This window comes from Nonomuraea fuscirosea, assembly GCF_035917475.1.
GTDB classification, from domain to species: domain Bacteria; phylum Actinomycetota; class Actinomycetes; order Streptosporangiales; family Streptosporangiaceae; genus Nonomuraea; species Nonomuraea fuscirosea.
Genome location: NZ_CP109074.1, coordinates 6,782,048 through 6,800,611, shown reverse-complemented (window position 1 = coordinate 6,800,611; position 18,564 = coordinate 6,782,048). Strand labels below are relative to the sequence as shown.

15 protein-coding genes are annotated in these 18,564 nt (G+C 70.9%); 14 read left to right on the top strand and 1 reads right to left on the bottom strand.

What is annotated here, in order from left to right; all coding sequences use genetic code 11:
- Positions 1 to 11: 11 nt before the first annotated feature.
- The gene (locus tag OIE67_RS31140) at positions 12 to 920 is read right to left on the bottom strand and encodes a hypothetical protein (protein ID WP_326627128.1); all 909 of its coding nucleotides are present in this window, start codon (positions 918 to 920) and stop codon (positions 12 to 14) included.
- Positions 921 to 1,423: 503 nt separating this feature from the next.
- Between OIE67_RS31140 and OIE67_RS31135 the strand changes: the two genes are divergently transcribed.
- The 14 genes from OIE67_RS31135 (at position 1,424) to OIE67_RS31070 (ending at position 18,534) form a co-directional block, all read left to right on the top strand.
- Complete coding sequence (locus tag OIE67_RS31135) at positions 1,424 to 2,182, top strand: hypothetical protein (RefSeq protein WP_326627126.1); 759 nt, start codon at positions 1,424 to 1,426, stop codon at positions 2,180 to 2,182.
- Positions 2,172 to 3,902 (top strand): serine/threonine protein kinase, encoded by a 1,731-nt coding sequence (locus tag OIE67_RS31130; protein WP_326627123.1) that lies wholly within the window; start codon positions 2,172 to 2,174, stop codon positions 3,900 to 3,902. The genes OIE67_RS31135 and OIE67_RS31130 overlap by 11 nt, the downstream gene beginning before the upstream one ends.
- A gap of 132 nt (positions 3,903 to 4,034) precedes the next feature.
- Entirely contained in the window at positions 4,035 to 5,303 is a 1,269-nt protein-coding gene (locus OIE67_RS31125; protein ID WP_326627122.1) for a glycoside hydrolase family 16 protein, read from the top strand.
- 40 nt (positions 5,304 to 5,343) lie between these two features.
- The gene (locus OIE67_RS31120) at positions 5,344 to 8,121 is read left to right on the top strand and encodes an AfsR/SARP family transcriptional regulator (RefSeq protein WP_326627119.1); all 2,778 of its coding nucleotides are present in this window, start codon (positions 5,344 to 5,346) and stop codon (positions 8,119 to 8,121) included.
- A 65-nt stretch (positions 8,122 to 8,186) separates the two neighbouring features.
- Complete coding sequence (locus tag OIE67_RS31115; protein WP_326627117.1) at positions 8,187 to 8,585, top strand: hypothetical protein; 399 nt, start codon at positions 8,187 to 8,189, stop codon at positions 8,583 to 8,585.
- 5 nt (positions 8,586 to 8,590) lie between these two features.
- Positions 8,591 to 10,309 (top strand): serine/threonine-protein kinase, encoded by a 1,719-nt coding sequence (locus OIE67_RS31110; protein ID WP_326627115.1) that lies wholly within the window; start codon positions 8,591 to 8,593, stop codon positions 10,307 to 10,309.
- 54 nt (positions 10,310 to 10,363) lie between these two features.
- Positions 10,364 to 10,831, top strand: coding sequence for a hypothetical protein (locus OIE67_RS31105; RefSeq protein ID WP_326627113.1), 468 nt, complete (start codon positions 10,364 to 10,366; stop codon positions 10,829 to 10,831).
- 163 nt (positions 10,832 to 10,994) lie between these two features.
- On the top strand, positions 10,995 to 13,421 hold the full coding sequence (locus OIE67_RS31100) for a hypothetical protein (RefSeq protein WP_326627111.1): 2,427 nt from the start codon (positions 10,995 to 10,997) through the stop codon (positions 13,419 to 13,421).
- A 138-nt stretch (positions 13,422 to 13,559) separates the two neighbouring features.
- Complete coding sequence (locus OIE67_RS31095; RefSeq protein ID WP_326627109.1) at positions 13,560 to 14,273, top strand: RraA family protein; 714 nt, start codon at positions 13,560 to 13,562, stop codon at positions 14,271 to 14,273.
- Entirely contained in the window at positions 14,270 to 15,436 is a 1,167-nt protein-coding gene (locus OIE67_RS31090; protein ID WP_326627107.1) for a pyridoxal phosphate-dependent aminotransferase, read from the top strand. Before OIE67_RS31095 ends, OIE67_RS31090 begins: the two co-directional genes overlap by 4 nt.
- A 15-nt stretch (positions 15,437 to 15,451) precedes the next feature.
- Positions 15,452 to 16,069, top strand: coding sequence for a TetR/AcrR family transcriptional regulator (locus OIE67_RS31085; protein ID WP_326627105.1), 618 nt, complete (start codon positions 15,452 to 15,454; stop codon positions 16,067 to 16,069).
- Between the two features lie 254 nt (positions 16,070 to 16,323).
- A complete protein-coding gene (locus OIE67_RS31080) occupies positions 16,324 to 16,446 on the top strand; it encodes a hypothetical protein (protein ID WP_326627103.1) in 123 nt (40 codons plus the stop codon).
- 91 nt (positions 16,447 to 16,537) lie between these two features.
- Positions 16,538 to 17,335 (top strand): alpha/beta fold hydrolase, encoded by a 798-nt coding sequence (locus OIE67_RS31075; RefSeq protein ID WP_326627101.1) that lies wholly within the window; start codon positions 16,538 to 16,540, stop codon positions 17,333 to 17,335.
- 95 nt (positions 17,336 to 17,430) lie between these two features.
- Positions 17,431 to 18,534, top strand: coding sequence for a DUF3500 domain-containing protein (locus tag OIE67_RS31070; protein ID WP_326627099.1), 1,104 nt, complete (start codon positions 17,431 to 17,433; stop codon positions 18,532 to 18,534).
- Positions 18,535 to 18,564 lie beyond the last annotated feature (30 nt).

The following is an 18,564-nucleotide window of genomic DNA, read 5'->3' as shown; positions in this document are numbered from 1 at the left end:
CGCCGGGCGTACTAGCCGGGGAGGCGGACATCGGTCAACGGAATCACCCGGCCGACGGGCGATGCGCCGCGCACGATGACCGATCGCAACCGCTTCCGGCAGAGCTCGGTCGGCGGTTCGCTCAGGACGAGGCTGCCGTAGCCCTCCTTCCGCAGCTCCAGACAGAGCGCCTTGATCAGCCGGGAGGCGAGCTCCGGGCGGCGGCCCGGCCTGACCAGTCGGAAGTAGCGGAGTTGGCAGGCGTCCGGCGTCGGATGCCCCAGCACGGCACCGATGACACCGAACACTTCACTGCGATGGTCCTGATCCAGGACCAGCAGGAGGCGCTGCTCGCCGGTGCCGGTGTCCTGGAAGATCCGCCGGCGGAGTTCGGCGACGCTGCGCGCGCCGGTCAGCCCGGTCGCCAGCGGTTCGTCGTACGGCTCGTAGTCGCGGACGCGGTCCGCATGGCCCAGGCGCAGGTCCAGGTACTCCTCGTTCTGGCAGGGCATCAGAAACCCGTGCCCGCGCGTGCAGCCGGGATCCCAGTGGTAGGCGTAGTGGATGAGAGAGGCGGCCAGCTCGGGGTGGGCGCCGGCCCATACGTCGTCGAAGACGTACCAGGGCCGGTGGCCGATGCCGTCCGCGTGCAGGGCCAGTTGCGCCAGGTGCTCGCCGACCTGGATGAGCGTCCGCTCGGGCACGCGGCCGTCGTCGGGGGTGACGGTGCGCAGGTGCTCCAGCGCCGCCAGGTGCGCCTGGTCATGCGGCCCGGGGAACTCGCCTGCGCCTTCCGCGAACCGGCTGAGCCGTTCGAACGCGGGCGCGATGCCGTCGTCGTCCGGGCCCACCAACGCCCTGAGGCCGAGGAGATCCTGGGGCCAGTCGTCGCGATTGCGGATCGGCCGGCGGAGCGCCGCGGCCAGCTGAGGCAGCCGCACACCGGGGAGCACGTACGTCCGATCCCAGCCGAGAGTGTCGTGCCTGGCCGGCAGTGTGGCGCACAGCAGGTAGGTGGCGCCGACGTCACCGGCGGCCGAAGGGGCGAGCTCTTCGCAGGGGAAGGGCGCGACGAACGGCGCCGGACCGGGAACGGCGGCGGTGGATGAAGTACATGGGCTGCGGCTCCTGACGTGAGGACGGCGTGACAGGCCAGATTACTGATCTTCCGATGGATGTCGCGGTATCCCATCCGCCGGGATGCACCCCACTCGCGTGATGACCGAATGGCCGTCTTGCGACGGCGCCGAATTGCGTGATAGCCGCTAGAGCCTTTTTGTGCGGACCGGTCGAATCTTGTCAGCCTCTATGGCGATATTGCATGATTCGCCGTTCAATGACATGCAAAGGTCGCTATTCGTGGAATTGGGATGTGATCAATGAGTTCCGCGTTCGTTGTGGGGTGGGGGAGTAGTCAAGTCGCTCAGAAGGGCGGACTTGCGACATGACGGATGTTCGGCTCGACCGGTCATCGAAGCCGGACGAGACGGTACTTGTGGCATTCGATGGCGACCAATGGTGCATATCTCGGGGGCAGTCGCTGACGCTGGGCCGGAGCCGCACCTGCGATGTACACCTGCCCGATGACGAACACCTTTCGCGCCGCGCGGGTTCACTGATCGTGCTCAATGACTGCGTCCTGATCCGCAACGATTCACATCACAAACCGCTCGTCGTACGACCGCCGGCCGGCGAGGACCGGGTCGTGGAGCCGAGGGCGGCGATCACGTCGCTGCCCTTCCCGATCTTCAACGTCGTCTTCGCCGGCCGCAGTGGCGCGGCGGTGACCGTGCGGGTGGACGCCCGGTCGCTGACCCCTAATCGCGATGACGAGGTGGTGACCCGTGCCCCCAAGACCGTCACCTCGCCGATGTCGCTCACCAGGAGCCAGCGGCTGGTGCTCGCCGCACTCTGCGAGCCGCTGCTGGTCAAGGCCGGGCCGCAGGCGGTTCCCGCGACGTACGCGCAGATGGGCAGGCGGCTGGGGCGGCAGCCGCAGTACGTGCGCAATGTCGTCAAGTCGCTGCGGGAGAGCCTTTCCGGGCACGGCATTCCCGGGCTGACCACGGACGACTTGGACATCCCGCACGACGACTTCCGGTGGGCGCTCGCACGCTGGGCGGTGCGTACCGGCGTGGTCGGTGTGGCGGAGCTCTGTGATCTGTTGCCCGAGCCGGAGGAGGGTGACGGCGATGACGCCTGACGACAGCCATGATCAAGCGGACGACGAGCGGGTCACCCGCGGCACGTCCGACATCGCGCAGTCCAGGTCCACGGCCGACGTGTCGGGCGAGGCGCCGGGCGGGCCCGCCTTCGCGGCCGACCAGTCGAGCGGCTTGTTCGTCGGCCCGCCGGAAGCACCGGACCGGTACGAGTTGCTCGGGGAAGGGATACCGGGCGGCGAAGGGATCATCTGGAAGGCGCGCTATCAGGGCGAGCTGACCTCGCCGCTGCCTCTCGCCATCAAACTGCTCAAGCGGCCTCCTGAGGCCCGAGCCGACTGGCCCTCCGCGCATGACCAGCAGCGCTGGCGCGACCAGGCCGTACTTCTGCGGCATCTGAAACTGGACCATGTGGTACGGCTCGACGAGGTCTTCGTCGGCGCGCCTCCGCACCCCGCGACCGGCACCACGACGGAGAGCCCGACCGAGAGCATGGCCTACCTGGTCATGGAGTGGGTCGAGGGCCCAACCCTGCACGCGTCGCTGGCAGCCAGCCCGGCACGCCCCGACACGATCCGCCGGCGGCTCAACTATGTGGCCCAGGCCGGCGAGGCACTCGCCGACCTGGCCTCGATGACGCGGTCCGGCGGCAATCCGAGCTTGCACCGGGACGTCAAGCCGGGCAACTGCATCGTGCACGCGAAGCGTGGTCTGGTGCTCATCGACGTGAGCACCCTGCGTCTCGTCGACGACGGGTACGACTTCGTCGGCTGGCACACGCCCGCCTACACCTCGCCCGAGGTCCTCGCCGCACCGCACCTGCCCCGCAGCGTGGCCGCGGACGTGTACTCGCTCGGCGCGCTCGCCTTCTTCTGCCTGACGGGGCAGGACCCGCCGGTCGCGGACACCCCAGGAGCCTTCGCCCGCATCGAGCGCGAACTGGAGGCCGCGGCCACGGCGGCAGGAGCCGGCGACGTCCGGCGCCTGACGACGCACATCCTGGCCGCCATGGACCACGACGCGTCCCGCCGCCCGTCCGACCTGCGCAGCTGGAGCGGCGACCTGCTGAAGGCGGTCGCTCCCGCGGGAGCCGATCCGGCCATCGGCGATGCGCACGGCGCGCCGCCGGCCGGCTGGCCGCGTCCTCCGGGGCGACGGCGGCGGCTGTCCGTCGCGATCGCGGCAGGCAGCCTCGCCGTCGCCGTGGGCGGCGTGTACCTGTCGGACCTGCTGACGGGTGCCTCCGGCGGGGGCGGCCAAGGCCAGACCGCCGCGCCCGCGGCCGCGGGCAGCACCGGTCCGCCGCCGACGCTGACCACGCCGGGCCGCACCACCGGCGACGCGGCGAAAGCCGGCGGAACCATCAGTTCGCCGGCCGAAGGCGCTGGCGTCAAATACTGCTCCTATTTCTCCGGCACGGCGTCGCTTCCGCCCGGCACCACGCTGATTCTGGCGAAGCAGAATCTGGTCAACGGCGATCCCAACAAATACGTCGAGCTCGTCTTCGGCTATGAAAAGCCCAGCGAACTCGCCACCTGGCGGGGCGCACAATATTTCGGCGGTGAGAACGAGGGCGGCGTGGGCCAGAACTACCGGATCGACCTTCTGGCGGTGGACCTGGAAGGCGCCAGACGTTTCCACGACACGCAGATGAGTATCGAGGACGTGCAGGATCTGGTGAAGTCGGGATCCGTTCTGGCCAGCGTCAAGGTGCGCAGAGTCGCCAGCGCGTCGGTGAATCAGTGCCCCGGCCCCAGTTGATCGAGTTCAGGCGTCCGTACTGTCTGCGTCATCCGTCCGACAGTGCAGTCCTGCACTGTCGGACCTTCCCGGCGCGGCATTCACTGCTCGAGAAAGCACCTGCATTCACCTCGAGTCACGTGGGAGCCTGCCATGAAACTTCGTCCGCTACGGCGGCGCCTGACAGCCCTCGCGAGCGCCGTCGCGACAGCGGCCGCTCTCCTGATCGCCGCGCCCCCGGGTCCCGGCGCAGCCGCGGCCAACGCGTGTGCCAACCCGGTGCTCGCCTCGAACCTCGACGGCTGGGGTTCCCTGGACGGCGGCTGGGTCACGCGCGACCCCGTCGGTGACCTTCCCGGGGTGAACTGGGCGTTCGACACGGGCGGGCGCTCGTTCTACATGCCGCAGCTGTCGGTGACCGCCGGCCAGACGTGGACGTTCTCCGCGAGGGACCGGGTCGTCCACGGCTCAGGCACCGCCCGGATCGTGGTCGAGTGGTACAACTCCCGTGGCCGTTATCTCAGCGAGCAGCGGGGCCCGATCACCACCCTGCCGACCTTCGCCGAATCCGGCGACCCATGGACTCCCGTCGCCGTCACCGCCACGGTGCCGAGCGGCGCGACCTCGGCGCACGTGCTGCAGGAAGGCGACTTCGGCACCGCGACCGGCACCGGCTTCAAGGCCACCCAGTGCGACTACCGGCTCGGAGCGGCCCCGCCGCCGAGCGACCTCGCGGCGGTCCGCCACGGCTGGGGCACCTCCGTGCCCAGTCAGTCGGACGAGTTCGACGGGAGCTCGGTGGACCTGAGCAAGTGGGGACTGTTCGGCGCCGATCCCGGAGAGACGACCGGATGCTCGCCCGGCCACAACAACCATGGTCAGCGATGCGCGTCACAGACCACACAGGGCGGTGGACACCTGTCGGTCACCGGCACCGCGGGCGGTAAGACGGGTGGTCTGTACAGTCGCATGCGCGCCTTCAAGTACGGCCGGGTCGAGGTCAGGGAACGTGCGATGCCGCTGGCCGACAACGGGGGCCGGTCCTACCACGCCGTTCCGCTGCTGTGGCCGGAGAACGACGACGACTGGACCAACGCGGAGATCGACTTCGCCGAACGCGACGTGAATTCCCCGCAAGTCGAGCTGTTCGTCCACCACGACGGTACGCAGAACAGCTGTTCGTTCCAGGTGGATTCGACGCAGTTCCACAACTACGCCGTGGACTGGCAGCCGAATTCGGTGAAGTGGTACGTCGACGGCGACTTGATCTGCACGATCAACGCCTCGATCGGCTATTTCAACTCCACCAACGGCGGGGCCCAGCTCGACATGTTCCCTCCGACCGGAACGCTGATGCGACCGGCACGCCAGGACGTCGACTGGATCCGCATGTACGCCAACGCCTACACCCAATACCGCTGACGGTCGCCCACCACCACGACGAATGAGGACTGAGCGTGCAATGACCATGGCGATCAATCTGCTGGGAGAGCTCGAAGTCCACGACGGCAAACGGCTCATCCCCATCCGAGTCCCGCGCCACCGGACGGTCCTGGCGGCACTGGCTCTAGCCGGCGGCCGGCCCGTGTCGGTCGGCATGCTCCAGAAATGCCTCGCGGGTGCACGGGACGTCAGCCCCGGAGTCATCCGGGTCTACCTGAGCGCCCTGCGCACGCTGCTGCCTCCGGGCTCCGTCCAGAGCGTTCCCGGGGGCAGGGGATACCGGCTGACCATCGAGCCGGAGCAGGTCGACGTGCTGCGGTTCCGCGCGCTGCTCTCCCGGCGGGACCAGCGGGTCACCGACCGGGTGAACACGTTGCGGGAGGCGCTGGCCTTGTGGCGCGGCTCCGCCCTCGGCGACGTCGAGTCCGACCACCTCCATCTGGCGGAGACCGTACCGCTGGAGGAGCTCCGGGCCAACGCCCTGGAGGAGCTGTGCGAGCTGCGCATCGAACGGGGGGAGCATCAGCGGGTGCTCGCCGACCTGCGGATCTTCGTCGCCCAGAACCCGCTGCGCGACAACGCCTACCGGCTGCTCCTCATCGCCCTCTACCGTTCCGGCAATCTCGGCGAGGCACTCGCGCTGTACGACCGGTTGCGCCGGGTCTTGGCCGAGGAACTCGGCACCGAGCCGTCCGCCCGGCTCCGCCGGCTGCACGAGCGCATCCTCAGACAGGACCCGACGCTCGACGCGGAGCCGAGCCTGACGCCCGCCCAGCTGCCCCACGACCTGCCCGACTTCACCGGTCGCGAAGAACTGCTCACCCAGCTGGCACACGCCCTGGCGAACGAACCCGACGGGGCGCCGCTGCCGGTCGTCGTGCACGGCCACGCGGGCGTGGGCAAGTCGGCCCTGGCCGTGCACACCGCCTGGCTGCACCGGCAGCGCTTCCCCGACGGCCAGCTCTTCGCCGACCTGCGCAGCGAACCGGATCCGTGGCCGGTCCTGGCACGGTTCCTGCGCTCGCTCGGCGTCCCGAGCGGATCGATCCCGGACTCCCCGGCCGAACGCCAGGCGATGTACCGGACGCTCACGTCGTCCCGCAGGCTGCTCGTGCTGCTGGACAACGCCACCAAGGAGGACCAGGTCCGCGCCCTGCTTCCCACAGGACCCTGTTCGCTCGCCCTCATCACCAGCCGATCGCGGCTGGCCGGGCTCGCCGGAGCGCAGTCGTACGAGGTGGACGTCCTCACCCGTACGGAGGCCAGGTCGCTGCTGACCCGGCTAGGAGGCGCGGCGCGGATCGCCGCAGACGACCAGGCGACCGGCCGCGTGCTCGACGCCTGCGCGGGGCTGCCGCTCGCGGTGCGGGTGATGGGCTCCAGGCTCGCGGTGAGCCATGACGACTCCGCGGCCGGCCTGGCCAGGCGGCTGCGCGATCAGCTGTCGCGCCTGGACGCCATGACCGCGGGAGACGTCGCGGTCCGTACCCCGCTGGAACTCGGCTTCGACAGCCTGGACGACGGGCCGAAATCCGTACTGAAACTGATGGCGGCGTTGTCCGCCACCGACTTCGCCGCCTGGGCGGGTCTCGCCCAGACGGGAGGAACCGCCTGGGCGGACACGATCGCCGAGCTGGGGCTGCTGCAACGGCTGGCCGCCGATGCGGCCGGCCAGGAGCGCTACCGGCTGCACGAGCTGGTCCGGTTGTTCGTACGGGAACGTTCCACGCCGCAGGACACCCGGGACGGGCTCGCCAGGCTCGCGGCGTTCGCCCTGGCCAAGGTGCAGGCCGCGGTGCTGCCGCTGACCTCGGACGTGCTCGACCCGGGCGGCGAGCCCGTCCAGCACACCACGGACGTGCGGGACGGCCTCGACTGGCTGGACGCCGAGCGGGGCTTCCTGGTCGCGCTGGTGGCGGATCTGGCGGGGCATCCGTTCCACGCGTGGCGGCTGGCGCACGCGCTCACCCCGTTCTTCGAGACACGTCTCCATCTCGACGAATGGCGGACGGCGAACCGGCACGCGCGGGCGGCCGTGCTCGAGGCGGGGGCCCGCCGCGGTCACGCGCTCGTCCTGCGCGACCTCGGCGACCTGAAACACGCTCAGCGTGATCTCGATGGCGCCGCCGAGATCTTCCAGGAGACGATCGGGCACCTCATCCGCCACGGTGAGACCCTGGACCGGGCCTGGGTGCTGCTCAGACTCGGGCTCGTGCACCTCGAACGCGGGGAACACGGCCCGGCCGAGCGCATGCTCGCCATCGGCCGCGGCGAGTTCCGGGCGGCCGGCAACCGTCGCGGTGAGGCGCGCTGTCTGCGCGGGCTCGGCGTGCTGAAGCACCGCGACGGCGACCTGGACGTGGCGAGGGACTGCCTGCTGGGCGCCCTGACCATCCTTCGCGACCTGGGCGATCGCCACGCCCAGGCCGCCTGCTCGCACGAACTGGTGGGTGTGCGGCTCTCCCGGGGCGAGCGGGCCCTCGCCAGACGCCACGCCGAGGAGGAGCACGACCTGGCGAGCCGGCGGCTGCGCGATCCGCGGCTGACCGCGTACGGTCGGCTGAGCCTGGTTCTCGTCCGGCACGCGGAAGGAGATCCCACGGCCGGCCAGGACGCGGGAGCCGTGGCGGCCGAGATGCGCACGCTGGGGGACCGGCACGGGCACGCCTGGGCGCTGGCCGCGGTCGGCCAGATCACCGGCCAGCACGACGAGCTGGAGCTGGCCCGCTCGATGTTCACCGAGCTGAGCGACGACTACGGGCGGCGATGGGTCACCCGCCTGCTGAATCCATTCTGAACCGGACCCGCCGCATGCTGGCCTCAGCCACGAGGAAGGCCCTCGCGGCAAGGAAGGTAGCAGCGATGAGAAGGATCCTCCGCAAGGCCGCCGCACTGCTCGTCGTCCTGTACATCGGGGTGAGTGTCGTCGCCGCGAGCATCCCGCCCACGGCGACGGCCGTTCACCGGCTCGGCACGCTGAGGTGCGACGTGTCGGCGTGCGACCTTTACCTCAGCCGCGGCACCACCCGCGCGCTCGCCGTGGCTACGGACCTCGGCCCGGCCTCCCGTGCCGTCTGCGCCGGCCCGGCGTCCCCGCCGGCGCGGGTGGGCTGCCACCTCCTGGTGCAGGCGATCGCCCTCGCGCACCGGCGGCTGACGTCGCTCGCACAGCGGAACCAGTGCCTGCGGATCCGCTTCGTGCGGGACCTCACCCCGCTGATCGGGCTCTCGTCGGACGGCGGCCCCTGGTGCCGCGACTGACGCCTGTGCCACGGCGACTGGGCGGCCACCGCGTCCTGCGGCTGCTCGGCCAGGGCGGTATGGGGTCCGTCTACCTGGCGGAAGGGCCGGCGGGCGAGCACGTGGCGGTGAAGGTGATCCGCGACGAGCGGCTCGGCGACAAGGAGTACCAGCGGCGCTTCACCCGCGAGGTCGAGATCCTGCGCAAGGTCGCCGAGTCCGCGCCCGACTGCACCGTGCGGATCATCGGCTCGGGCTTCGAAGGAGACCGCGCCTACCTCGCCACCGAGTACGTCGACGGCCCCGACCTGCGTGCGCGAGTACGCGAATCGGGGCCGCTGACCGAGGCCGAACTGGTGGATCTCGGCACCGGTGTCGCCGCCGCGCTGCAGGCCATGCATGACGCGCACGTCGTGCACCGGGACCTCAAACCGGGCAACGTCCTCCTGGCTCCGAGCGGGCCCAAGGTCATCGACTTCGGCATCGCGCAGATGGGGGACGGCCTGACCACGGCCACGCGGATCGCGCCGGGCACCGCCGGTTACATGTCCCCCGAGCAGGCCATGGGGCAGCCGAGCACGCCCGCCTCCGACGTCTTCGCCTGGGGAGCGGTGATGGCCTACGCCGCCACCGGGCGGTGCCCGTTCGGCGAGGACGCCGTGGCCGTGGTCACCCACCGGCTGGTCTACGAGGAGCCCGACCTGGAGGGGATCGACGGCCGGCTGCGCGACCTCATCAAGTGGGCGCTGCACAAGGAGCCCGACCGGCGGCCGACCGTCGAGCGGCTGTTCGCGGCCCTGCAGGGCCAGGAGGTTGTCGTTCCCGCGGAATCGTGGACGCTTCCCGACCCGTACGCGCTGGGCGGGGAGATCCGGCGACGGTTTCCGTACCGGGGCGCGCAACGCGTGGCCGGGCCGGCGGCCACGGCCGCCGGCGTCGCCGGCGTGCTGATCGGGACCGGTGCGCTCAAGACCGTCGCCGCGGCGGTGACGGCGTGCGGGCTGGTCCTGGCGGCCGTGCCGTTCCCGTGGCGGAGCCGGCGACTGGGCCTGCTCGTCGTCGTGACGGCCTTGCTCATGCCCTTGAACGTCGTCGCCGGCGCCGTCCCGATCGGTAGGCAGGCGTGCGTGGACATCACCCGGAGCACCTCCCAGGACCTCGAACTCACCGGTTTCGACACCAAAGGAGCCGCCGTCACCCGAACCCCCGGGTCGAGGCGGTGGACGATCGAGGATGCGAAGATCACCAGGACTCCCGACTACACCTGGGCGGGCATTCGCGCCTCTCTGCCCGACTGGTGCAGGTTCCGGGTGGATCTCGACGTCACCCTGCGCGGCCCCGGCCCGCCGCCCACCGCGGGCATGGGCTGGGGGTACGGCCTCGGAGTCTGCTCCCGCTTCGACGGCTCCCAGCCGCGCGGGCTGTCCCTGCAGTACTCCTACTACCAGGGCGAGAAGGGGAGCCGTCTGACCGAACTGGCCGTGACCCGGCTGCCCGCCGCCAACGCCTTCGTCGACGACCAGCCGGACAGTTCCACTCTCGAACTGGACGACAACGTCCATCACTGGCAGATCAGCTACGACCGCGGCAGGGTCCTCTACACGCTCGACCACGCCACCGTGCAGACCGCGTGGTACCCCGTCACCGGGTATCCGCTGCCGGACGACTGCCTCGGCACGGAGTTCCTGTTGCGGGTCTGGCTGGCCGAGGTCGAGGTGGACAACGTCACGGTCAGTGCCGGCTGAACGGATGCTGAACAACGCCTTCCTAGGGTGACGGTCATCGGAAGGAGCCCGAAGATGAGACCAGTTCTCCTGGCCGCCGCCACGACGGTCGCCCTGCTCGCACCACTCACCACCCTCCCAGCCTCGGCCTCGGCGCAGGCGGCGTGCAACGGCCGCTACCTCCGGCTCGACCGGGTGACCCAGGGCGGGCGCCAGGCCATCCTCTGGAAGTGCGCGGGAGACGCCTACCACCACGCCCAGATCATCCGCGGAGTAAAAGGCGACCGGGTGTTCGTCAGGGTTTACAATCCCACGACCTCGCCCCCGTCCCGGAAAGGCAGCTGGGGCATCATCCTCACCTCCAACGGCTGGGCCAACACCAAGGCGCAGAAGCTCAAAGACGGACAGGCTGCCAAAGTGTGCCTCTGGCTGAACGGCGCCGGGCAGGAACGGTGCTCGAAGGCACAGCCGTATGTCGAGGCCTGTGATGACTTCGAGAGCGGGACCACGACCGTGACCATCCCGAGGTCCTGCCGCCCGTGACCGCGCCCCGCCCTTCGCTCCCAACGACGTGTCACGTTCCACAGCCAGAGCATCGGGTGCGGGCCGCTACAGGGGCGCAGCCCGTCGGATGCCGTTGGGGGCAGGGCAAGTGGTGTAACTCAAGATGTGCAATTCACGATAAGTGGGCATGCGATTACGCTCAGTGATCTTCATGTTCGCGGCGGCGGTCCTGTCCTGGCCGGCCTGGACCGGTACGGCGTCCGCCGAGCGCGACCCGGAGACGGTTCTTCTCGACACGCCTCCCAGCTCCACGGGAGGACGCTGGGAGCCGTGGCGCGACGCCCCCGCCGAACCCTATTGGGCCGGGACCTCCTTGCAGTGCCCCGCGCATCTTCGCGCCTGGCGGGATCCGGCCAGACGGGTGGCGGAGCAGATCATCGTCTGGGGTTGCGAGCAGCCGAACGATGCGGCGGTCGCCCTCTGGGGTCAGTTGCGCAGCACAGTGCGGGTCGGCATGCCCGCCTTCGAGCCCCTGCCCGCACATCCTGCCGCATGGTCGCGGGCCGAGCCGCTGCGGGACGGTGTGTACACCTACACCGTGATCTTCGCCCGTTCCATCTACCTGGTGCGGACCAGCGCGGCAGGACTGTCGCCCGACGGCCTGCCCCGGCTGGCGACGGAGACCGCCCTGGCGCAGCTCCGGGCTCTGGCGGGGCCGGACCATGTGGTGCACGGCATCGAGTTCGACGGGACGCGCATGCTGCTGACGGTGCCGTTCGTCCTCTATTGGGTGATCCTTGTCCCCATCCGTGCCGCCCGCAACCCGCTGCGTGGGGAGACCTATGAGACGCCTACGGGCCGGGCGCACTGGATCGATGTGGGGAGGACCGCCACCCGGTTGAAGTGGGGGCTGCGGCTGCGGTTCACCGCACGTCTCTTCGGAGCGCTCTCGGTCTTCGGACTGGCCGGAGCCGTGGTGAATCCGCCGCAAGAGGTCCCTTGGGCGGTGATGGTGATCGCCGTGCTGGGGGTGTGGTTCGGCTGGATCAGGTCGCCGGGTCCCCTGCGGTTGTGGCGGCCCTATCGCATTCGCGGGCTGCACCTGACCCGGCGTCCCGCGAGCTGGCTGAGTCCGATCGCGGGGATCTGCAGCCTGGCCGTGGGTGTGTTCGCGGCCTGCGTTGTCATGGCCGTCGCGATGGTGGGCGCATTCGGCATCGACCGGTCGCCGCTCATCACTGATGGCGTCCTGAATCCGCGTTACCTCAACGAGGATCTCAGTCTTCCGGCGCGGGTGGCCGTCGCGATCATCGCTCCGCTACCGGCGGAAAACCTGCAACAGAGCGTTTTCGTCATCGCGGTTCTGCTGTTGGTCCTCAGCGTGCTGATTCGCCGGTACGGACGGCGGCGGGCGCTGGCGGACGCGGAGACCCGGCTGGCGAAGGACCAGCGTGCGCACGTGCTCTATCTGCGGCCGTTCGACAACGATGTGCTGAAGATCCCGACCAGCGCATTCGGCCGTACCAGCCTGGTCGAGCGCATCAGCATGGCCTACCGGCAGCCGTTCGAAGAGGTTCTCGTTCGCCATCTGCACACTCTGGGACCGGTCGTGGCCATAGCGGACCCGAACGTACGGCTGCCGGACATCGGCGCCGCCAAACAGCCCGTGCCGGACGGCACGTGGCAGAAGCAGGTGCGGGAATGGGCACGACGCGCCACCGTCATCGTCATTGTGGTCACCCCCAAGGAGGTGACCGAGACGGGCTTCGGGTGGGAGATCGATTACCTGGCGAGAAACGTGCCCGATGTGCCTCTCATGCTGGTGCTGGCACCGTACAGGAGAGGGGAATTGGAGGCCCGGTGGTGGCGGTTCCTCAGTTTCGCGGCGGTCCGCCATCGACGCTTCGCAGGCCTGGATCCGCATGCGTATCACGGCTCTGCGGCTCATGTCATCGTGACGGGGCGGCACGGCGAGTGGATCGCTTTCGGCGCTCGCAAGCGCACGGAGTTCACCTATGCGGCGTCCCTGGCACGCGCGATCGAGACAGTATGCCCCCGGCACCAGCGCGGGCTTGGTTTCGTGGCGCGCCGGATGGCGGCGCGACTGCCGCCGCCGGCCCTGGAGAGGGTGATCGACCTCGATGACCAGACGGCTCGTGCCGTGCGCGCGGCCGCTGAAGAAGGGGCGCGAAGGGACGCGGCGGCATGGGCCGGCGACAGAGGCGGGGGAGAGGGGGATGAGGGCGTGCCGCTGGACACCCGGGCCCTGCTCAGGGCGCTGATGCGGGTCGACGCCATAGCTTGGGAACGCGTACGGCAGCGCGGGCCAGGCGACATCACCTCGGCTCGCGCGTTCCGCGATCCCCTGGAGGCCCCGGAGCTCGACTGGTGCGGCTTGCGGCTTACGGCGAGTGCCGGCCGCGCTCTCCTGACCGCCGCCGCCCTGGCGGCCGAGCATGATATGAGGCTCGTTCCCGCGGGACTGCTGGCCCTCGGCCTGGTGGCCGAGCGAGACTGCGCCGCGGCCCGCCTGCTCGGCGTGCACGACGAGTCCTCGCGCTCGCACATGCTGACCGTCATTCAGGAAGAGATCCTCGGCGTTGAACTGGAAGGCGCCCAACGACTATGACTCCATGCGGCCGGCGGGGCGATGGGCGCTCCGGCTCGTCGCGTACTCCGGCGGCTTGAAGGCGTTGTGGGTGGATGCTTCAGGGGCTACGATCCTTTCATGTGAGATGACTGTCTCATTTGAGAATGGAGAACCATCGTGTTCATAGTCGCGCCCACCGACAGCGTGTCCATCGCCCCGCCCTGGGATCGGGTGCCGGCCGAGGAGATCCGCCGGCTGGGGGAGGTGCCGGCCGCCGACGTCGGTGACGCGCTGGGGCGGATGACCGTCATGGACGGCGGTATCCGGCTGCTCACCGGGCAGGCCGCGCTCCTGGGGACCGCCCTGACGGTGGACGTGCGGTCGGGGGACAACCTGGCCGTGCATCGGGCGCTCGACGACGCGCGGCCGGGCGACGTGCTGGTCGTCAACGGGCACGGGGACGGGACGCGGGCGCTGGTCGGCGACCTCATCGGCGAGATCATGGTGAACGCCGGGGTCGTCGGCGCGGTGGTCGACGGCGCCATCCGGGACGTCCGGTCGCTGCGGGAGATGGGCCTCGCCGTCTACGCGCGGACGGTCACCCCCGCCGGGCCGTTCAAGGACGGGCCCGGCGCGATCGGTGTCCCGGTGGCGGTCGGCGGTGTGGTGGTGGAGGCGGGTGACGTGCTGGTCGGTGACGCGGACGGCGTCGTCGTCGTTCCGCGGCGGCGGGTCAAGGAGGCCGTGGACGCGGTCGGCGAGGTCGTCGGGAAGCAGGAGGCGTTGCGGCGGCGCATCCTGGCCGCGCGTTCCGGCGATGTGGCGGGTTCCGGCGCTGCGGCGGGTTCCGGCGATGTGGCGGGTTCCGGCGACGCGGTGGCGGGCCGATGACCGACAGGCCGCCCGCCTTCCGGATCGGGGACCTGCGCCGCCACTCGCGGCGCCCGGCCCTGGCGCCGGCCCCGCCGGGTGCCGTGTCGCTCGCCATGGGCGAGCCGGACTTCCCGACGCCGCCGCCGGTGGTCGAGGCCGCCGCGGCCGCCCTGCGTGCGGGGCACACGCACTACGCCGATCAGAAGGGCCTGCCGGCGTTGCGTGCCGCGCTCGCCGCGCGGTTGCCCGGGCGTCCCGGACGGACCTGGACCGCGGACGACATCGTGGTCACCCAGGGCGCCACCGCCGCGCTGGCGGCCGTCGTGCTCGCGATGATCGGCCCCGGCGACCGGGTGGTCATCCCCGAGCCGGCCTACTCGCTGTACGCCGATCTGGTCGTCTTCGCCGGGGGCACCGTGGACTACGTTCCGCTCGCCCCCGACCTGCACTGGGACCTCGACGCCCTGGCCGCGGCGCTGCCCGGGGCGGCGATGATGATCTTCTCGAACCCGTCGAACCCGACCGGGATCGTGCACCGCGAGCAGGAGCTCAAGGCCCTCGGAGATCTCCTCGACGGCTCGGACGTCCTGGTCGTCAGCGACGAGGCGTACCACCGGCTGGTCTATCCGGGGCACGTGATGACGTCGGCGCTGGAGATCGAGTCGCTGCGGGACCGGACGGTGTACGTCCAGACGTTCTCCAAGACGTACGCGATGACCGGCTGGCGGGTGGGCTACCTGACCGGGCCGCGCGAGGTGGTGGACGCGGCCGCGCACGCGCACCGGACCTACAACGGCTCGCTGAACACGGCGGCCCAGCACGCGGCCCTCGCCGCCCTCGACCTGCCGGACGGCGTCGTCGACGCCATGGCCGAGACGTACCGGCAGCGGCGCGAGCTCGTGGTCGCGCAGCTGTCCGGGGTGCCCGGGTTGCGGCTGACGCCGCCGGAGGGGGCGTTCTACGGGTTCCTCCGCTACGACGCCGCCCTGCCGTCCGAGGTGGTCGCCCGCGCGCTCGCCGAGCGGAAGGTGCTGGTCAGGGCCGGCATCGAGTACGGGCCCTCGGGCGAGGGGCACCTGCGGATCTCGTTCGCGGCCTCCGAGGACGACCTGCGCACCGGGCTGGCCCGCATCGTGCGCCACTTCGGCGATGAGGGATATCCTGCGCCTGCGATTCGATGAGGGCGGAGGTTGCCGGTGACCGGTCAGCAGGGCGTCCGGCGAGGGGAGGGCAAGCTGCGTAGCGACACCCGCCGCAACCGCCGGCGCCTCCTGGAGGCCGTCGGCGAACTGGCCAGGGAAGCGCCCGACGAGCTCACCATGCAGGCCGTCGCCTCCCGCGCGGAGATCGGCCCGGCCACCGCCTACCGCTACTACTCCACCGTGGACGACGTGCTCGCGGCGTACGTGCTCAGCGTCGTCGAAGAACTGCGCGACTTCAGCGCGGCGTCGACGGCGGAAGGGCAGCCGCTGTTCGACGCGGTCGTGGACAAGTGGGTGGACCTGCTCGCCGAGCACGGCCCGGCGCTGGTGCAGCTGCGCTCGCGGCAGGGGTACCTGAAGCGGCTGCACGACGCGAACGACATCATCGTCGCGATGCGGGACGCCTGGTCGGAGCCGGTGCGCGGGCTGCTCGCCGACCTGGGGCTTCCGGACGAGATGCTCGAGTACGCCCTGTTCCTCAACAACATCATGTACGACCCCCGGGAGGTCCAGGACCTGCTGCAGGAGACGGAGCTGTCCCGCAGGGAGGTCGTCATCCGGCTGACCGAGGCGTACCGGGGCGCGCTGCGCGGGTGGGCGCGGGCGGGCTGAGCCGGCCGCACGTCGCGATAGGGCACGACTCCCCGTCGCGGAGGGCTGGGAGTTGTGCGCGCTGATGGCGGTGACAGGGCTGTTCCGTACGCCGGGTGATACCGCCCGCGGCGTGCTGTTGCCCACGCTCGCCGCACGCGCAGGAATGCCGCTGGCCAGGGCCGCCGCCTTGTACGACGGCGCGGCGCGCTGCGCGGCGCTGACCGGATCGGCGCCCGGCGGCAGGCCGGGCGGTCAACCCCATCATGGCCACGGTGACGTATGAGACGGTGCCGGAGGAACTGCGCAGCCGCCTGTGCTCGTTGCTCTTCCCGGTCTGGAGGCGGATGGACGGCCCGGCCGCCCCGACGATCGGCAGGACGGAACGGATGGCATGAGGTCTCCCTAAACGCGAAACTAAGTGATACGGTCATCTCAATTCATAGGAATGTCTATGTACTGTCGCCGAAAAGGGGGCCCGCAGTGGCCATGCGTCAGGTAGAGCACGACCCCGCCGAGACGGTACGGGCGGGTGATCTCGACGTCGGCATCATCGATGACGGCGGCAGCGGGGTGCCGATCGTGCTCGTTCACGGCGGTGAGAGCGACCGCACCCAGTACGCCACACTCCGCTCGCACCTCGGCCCGGGGATCCGGGCGATCTCCTATGACCAGCGCGACTCCGGGATCACCGTGAACCCGCCGGTCCCGTACACGCTGGGCGACCTCGCCGACGACCTCGCCGACCTGCTGGACGCGCTGAACCTCCGGCGCGCGCACCTGCTCGGCACCTCCTTCGGCGGAGCCGTCGTGCAGCACGCCGCGCTGCGGCATCCCGACCGGGTCGCGTCCCTCGTCCTGATCGCGACCACGCCGAGCTTCGCGCTGTGCCCGCAGCAGGTCGGGGACCTGTTCGACATGTCGCACGACGACCGGCAGCGGGCGGTCAAGGACTTCTTCGTCACCCCGGAGGGGCAGTCCGAGCTGCACAACCGGGCCGCCCAGACGCTCGCGTACCGTGATCAGGGCAAGGCCGGCCGCCGCCACGACGCCGCCCGCCGGCACGAGGTACGCGACCGCCTGGGCGAGATCAGCGCACCCACCCTGATCGTGCACGGCACGGCGGACCTGCTGGCGCCCTACTCCGGCGCCCTGCTGATGGAGGAACGGATCCCCGACGCCCGGCTGCGCCCGATCGAGGACGGCCGCCACGCGATCGCCATGGAGTTCGCGGAGCCGATCGCCGGATATATCCGCGATTTCCTCGGATTGTCAGTTGAGAGGTGACGTACGGCGGGGATGTACGGAGAGGTCGTACGGGTCGGGTCGCCCCGCGGCCGCGCGACTGTCGCCGTGCCGGCCCGGGAGCAGCGGAGGCAACAGTGACTGACACCGGCCGCGAAGTCGCCGACCGGATGGCCGAGGCGGCCCTGACCTGGCTGGACAGCCTGGACGACGACCAGCGCACGATGGCGGCCGGACCGCCGCCGGGCACCGGCGAGGCCGAACGCACCCGCTGGTTCTACACGCCCACCGACCACGGCGGCCTCACCTTCCACCGGCAGCGCCCCGCCCAGCACCGGCTGGTGCTGCGGCTGGTCGCGAGCGGCCTGTCCGAGGCCGGGTACACCACCGTCGCCACCCTGCTCGGTCTGGAGAACGTGCTCGACCTCGTCGAGGGCTTCTCGGTGAACTGGGGGCGGGAACGTACCCGCGACCCCGGCATGTACTACCTGCGCGTCTTCGGCGAGCCCGGCGGGCCCCGGCCGTGGGGGTGGCGGTTCGGCGGCCACCACGTCTCGCTCAACTACCTGGTCGTGGACGGGCGCGTCGCCGCCACCACGCCGTGCTTCCTGGGCGCGGACCCGGCCGCGTCGCCGCTGCTGGGCGGTGCGACGCTGCGCCCGCTGGGGGCGGCCGAGGATCTGGCCCGCGACCTGGTCCGCTCGCTGCGCCCCGAGCTCGCCGCCCGCGCGGTGCTGCTGAGCCAGGCCCCTGACGACATCGTGACGGGCAACGACCCCCGGATCGACGACCGCGTGATCCTGCGCAGTGAGCTCTGGCGTCCCGGCCCGCACACCCCGGACCGCGCCGGGAGCCCGGCCACCGGCCTGCACGGCGCGGACCGCGAGGCGGTGGCCCTCAGCCCGTTGCCCAAGGGCGTGCCGGGCGCCGAGCTCGACGCCACGCAGCGGGAGCTGCTGCGCGCCCTGCTCGGCACCTACCTCGACCGCGTCCCCGACGGGGTGTCCCCGCTGCCCCGCTACGAAGAACCGGCGGCTCTGGACGCCGTCCACCTCGCCTGGGCCGGCTCCACCACGGCGGGGGAGCCGCACTACTACCGCCTGCAAGGGCCGCGGCTGCTGGTCGAGTGGACCAACGTCCAGCGCGGCGGCAACCACGCCCACGCCGTGTGGCGGGACCCGGAGACCGACTTCGGCGGCGACGTCCTCGCCGCCCACCACGCCTCGCACCACCAGCGCTGACCACCACGCCTCGCACCACCAGCGCTGACC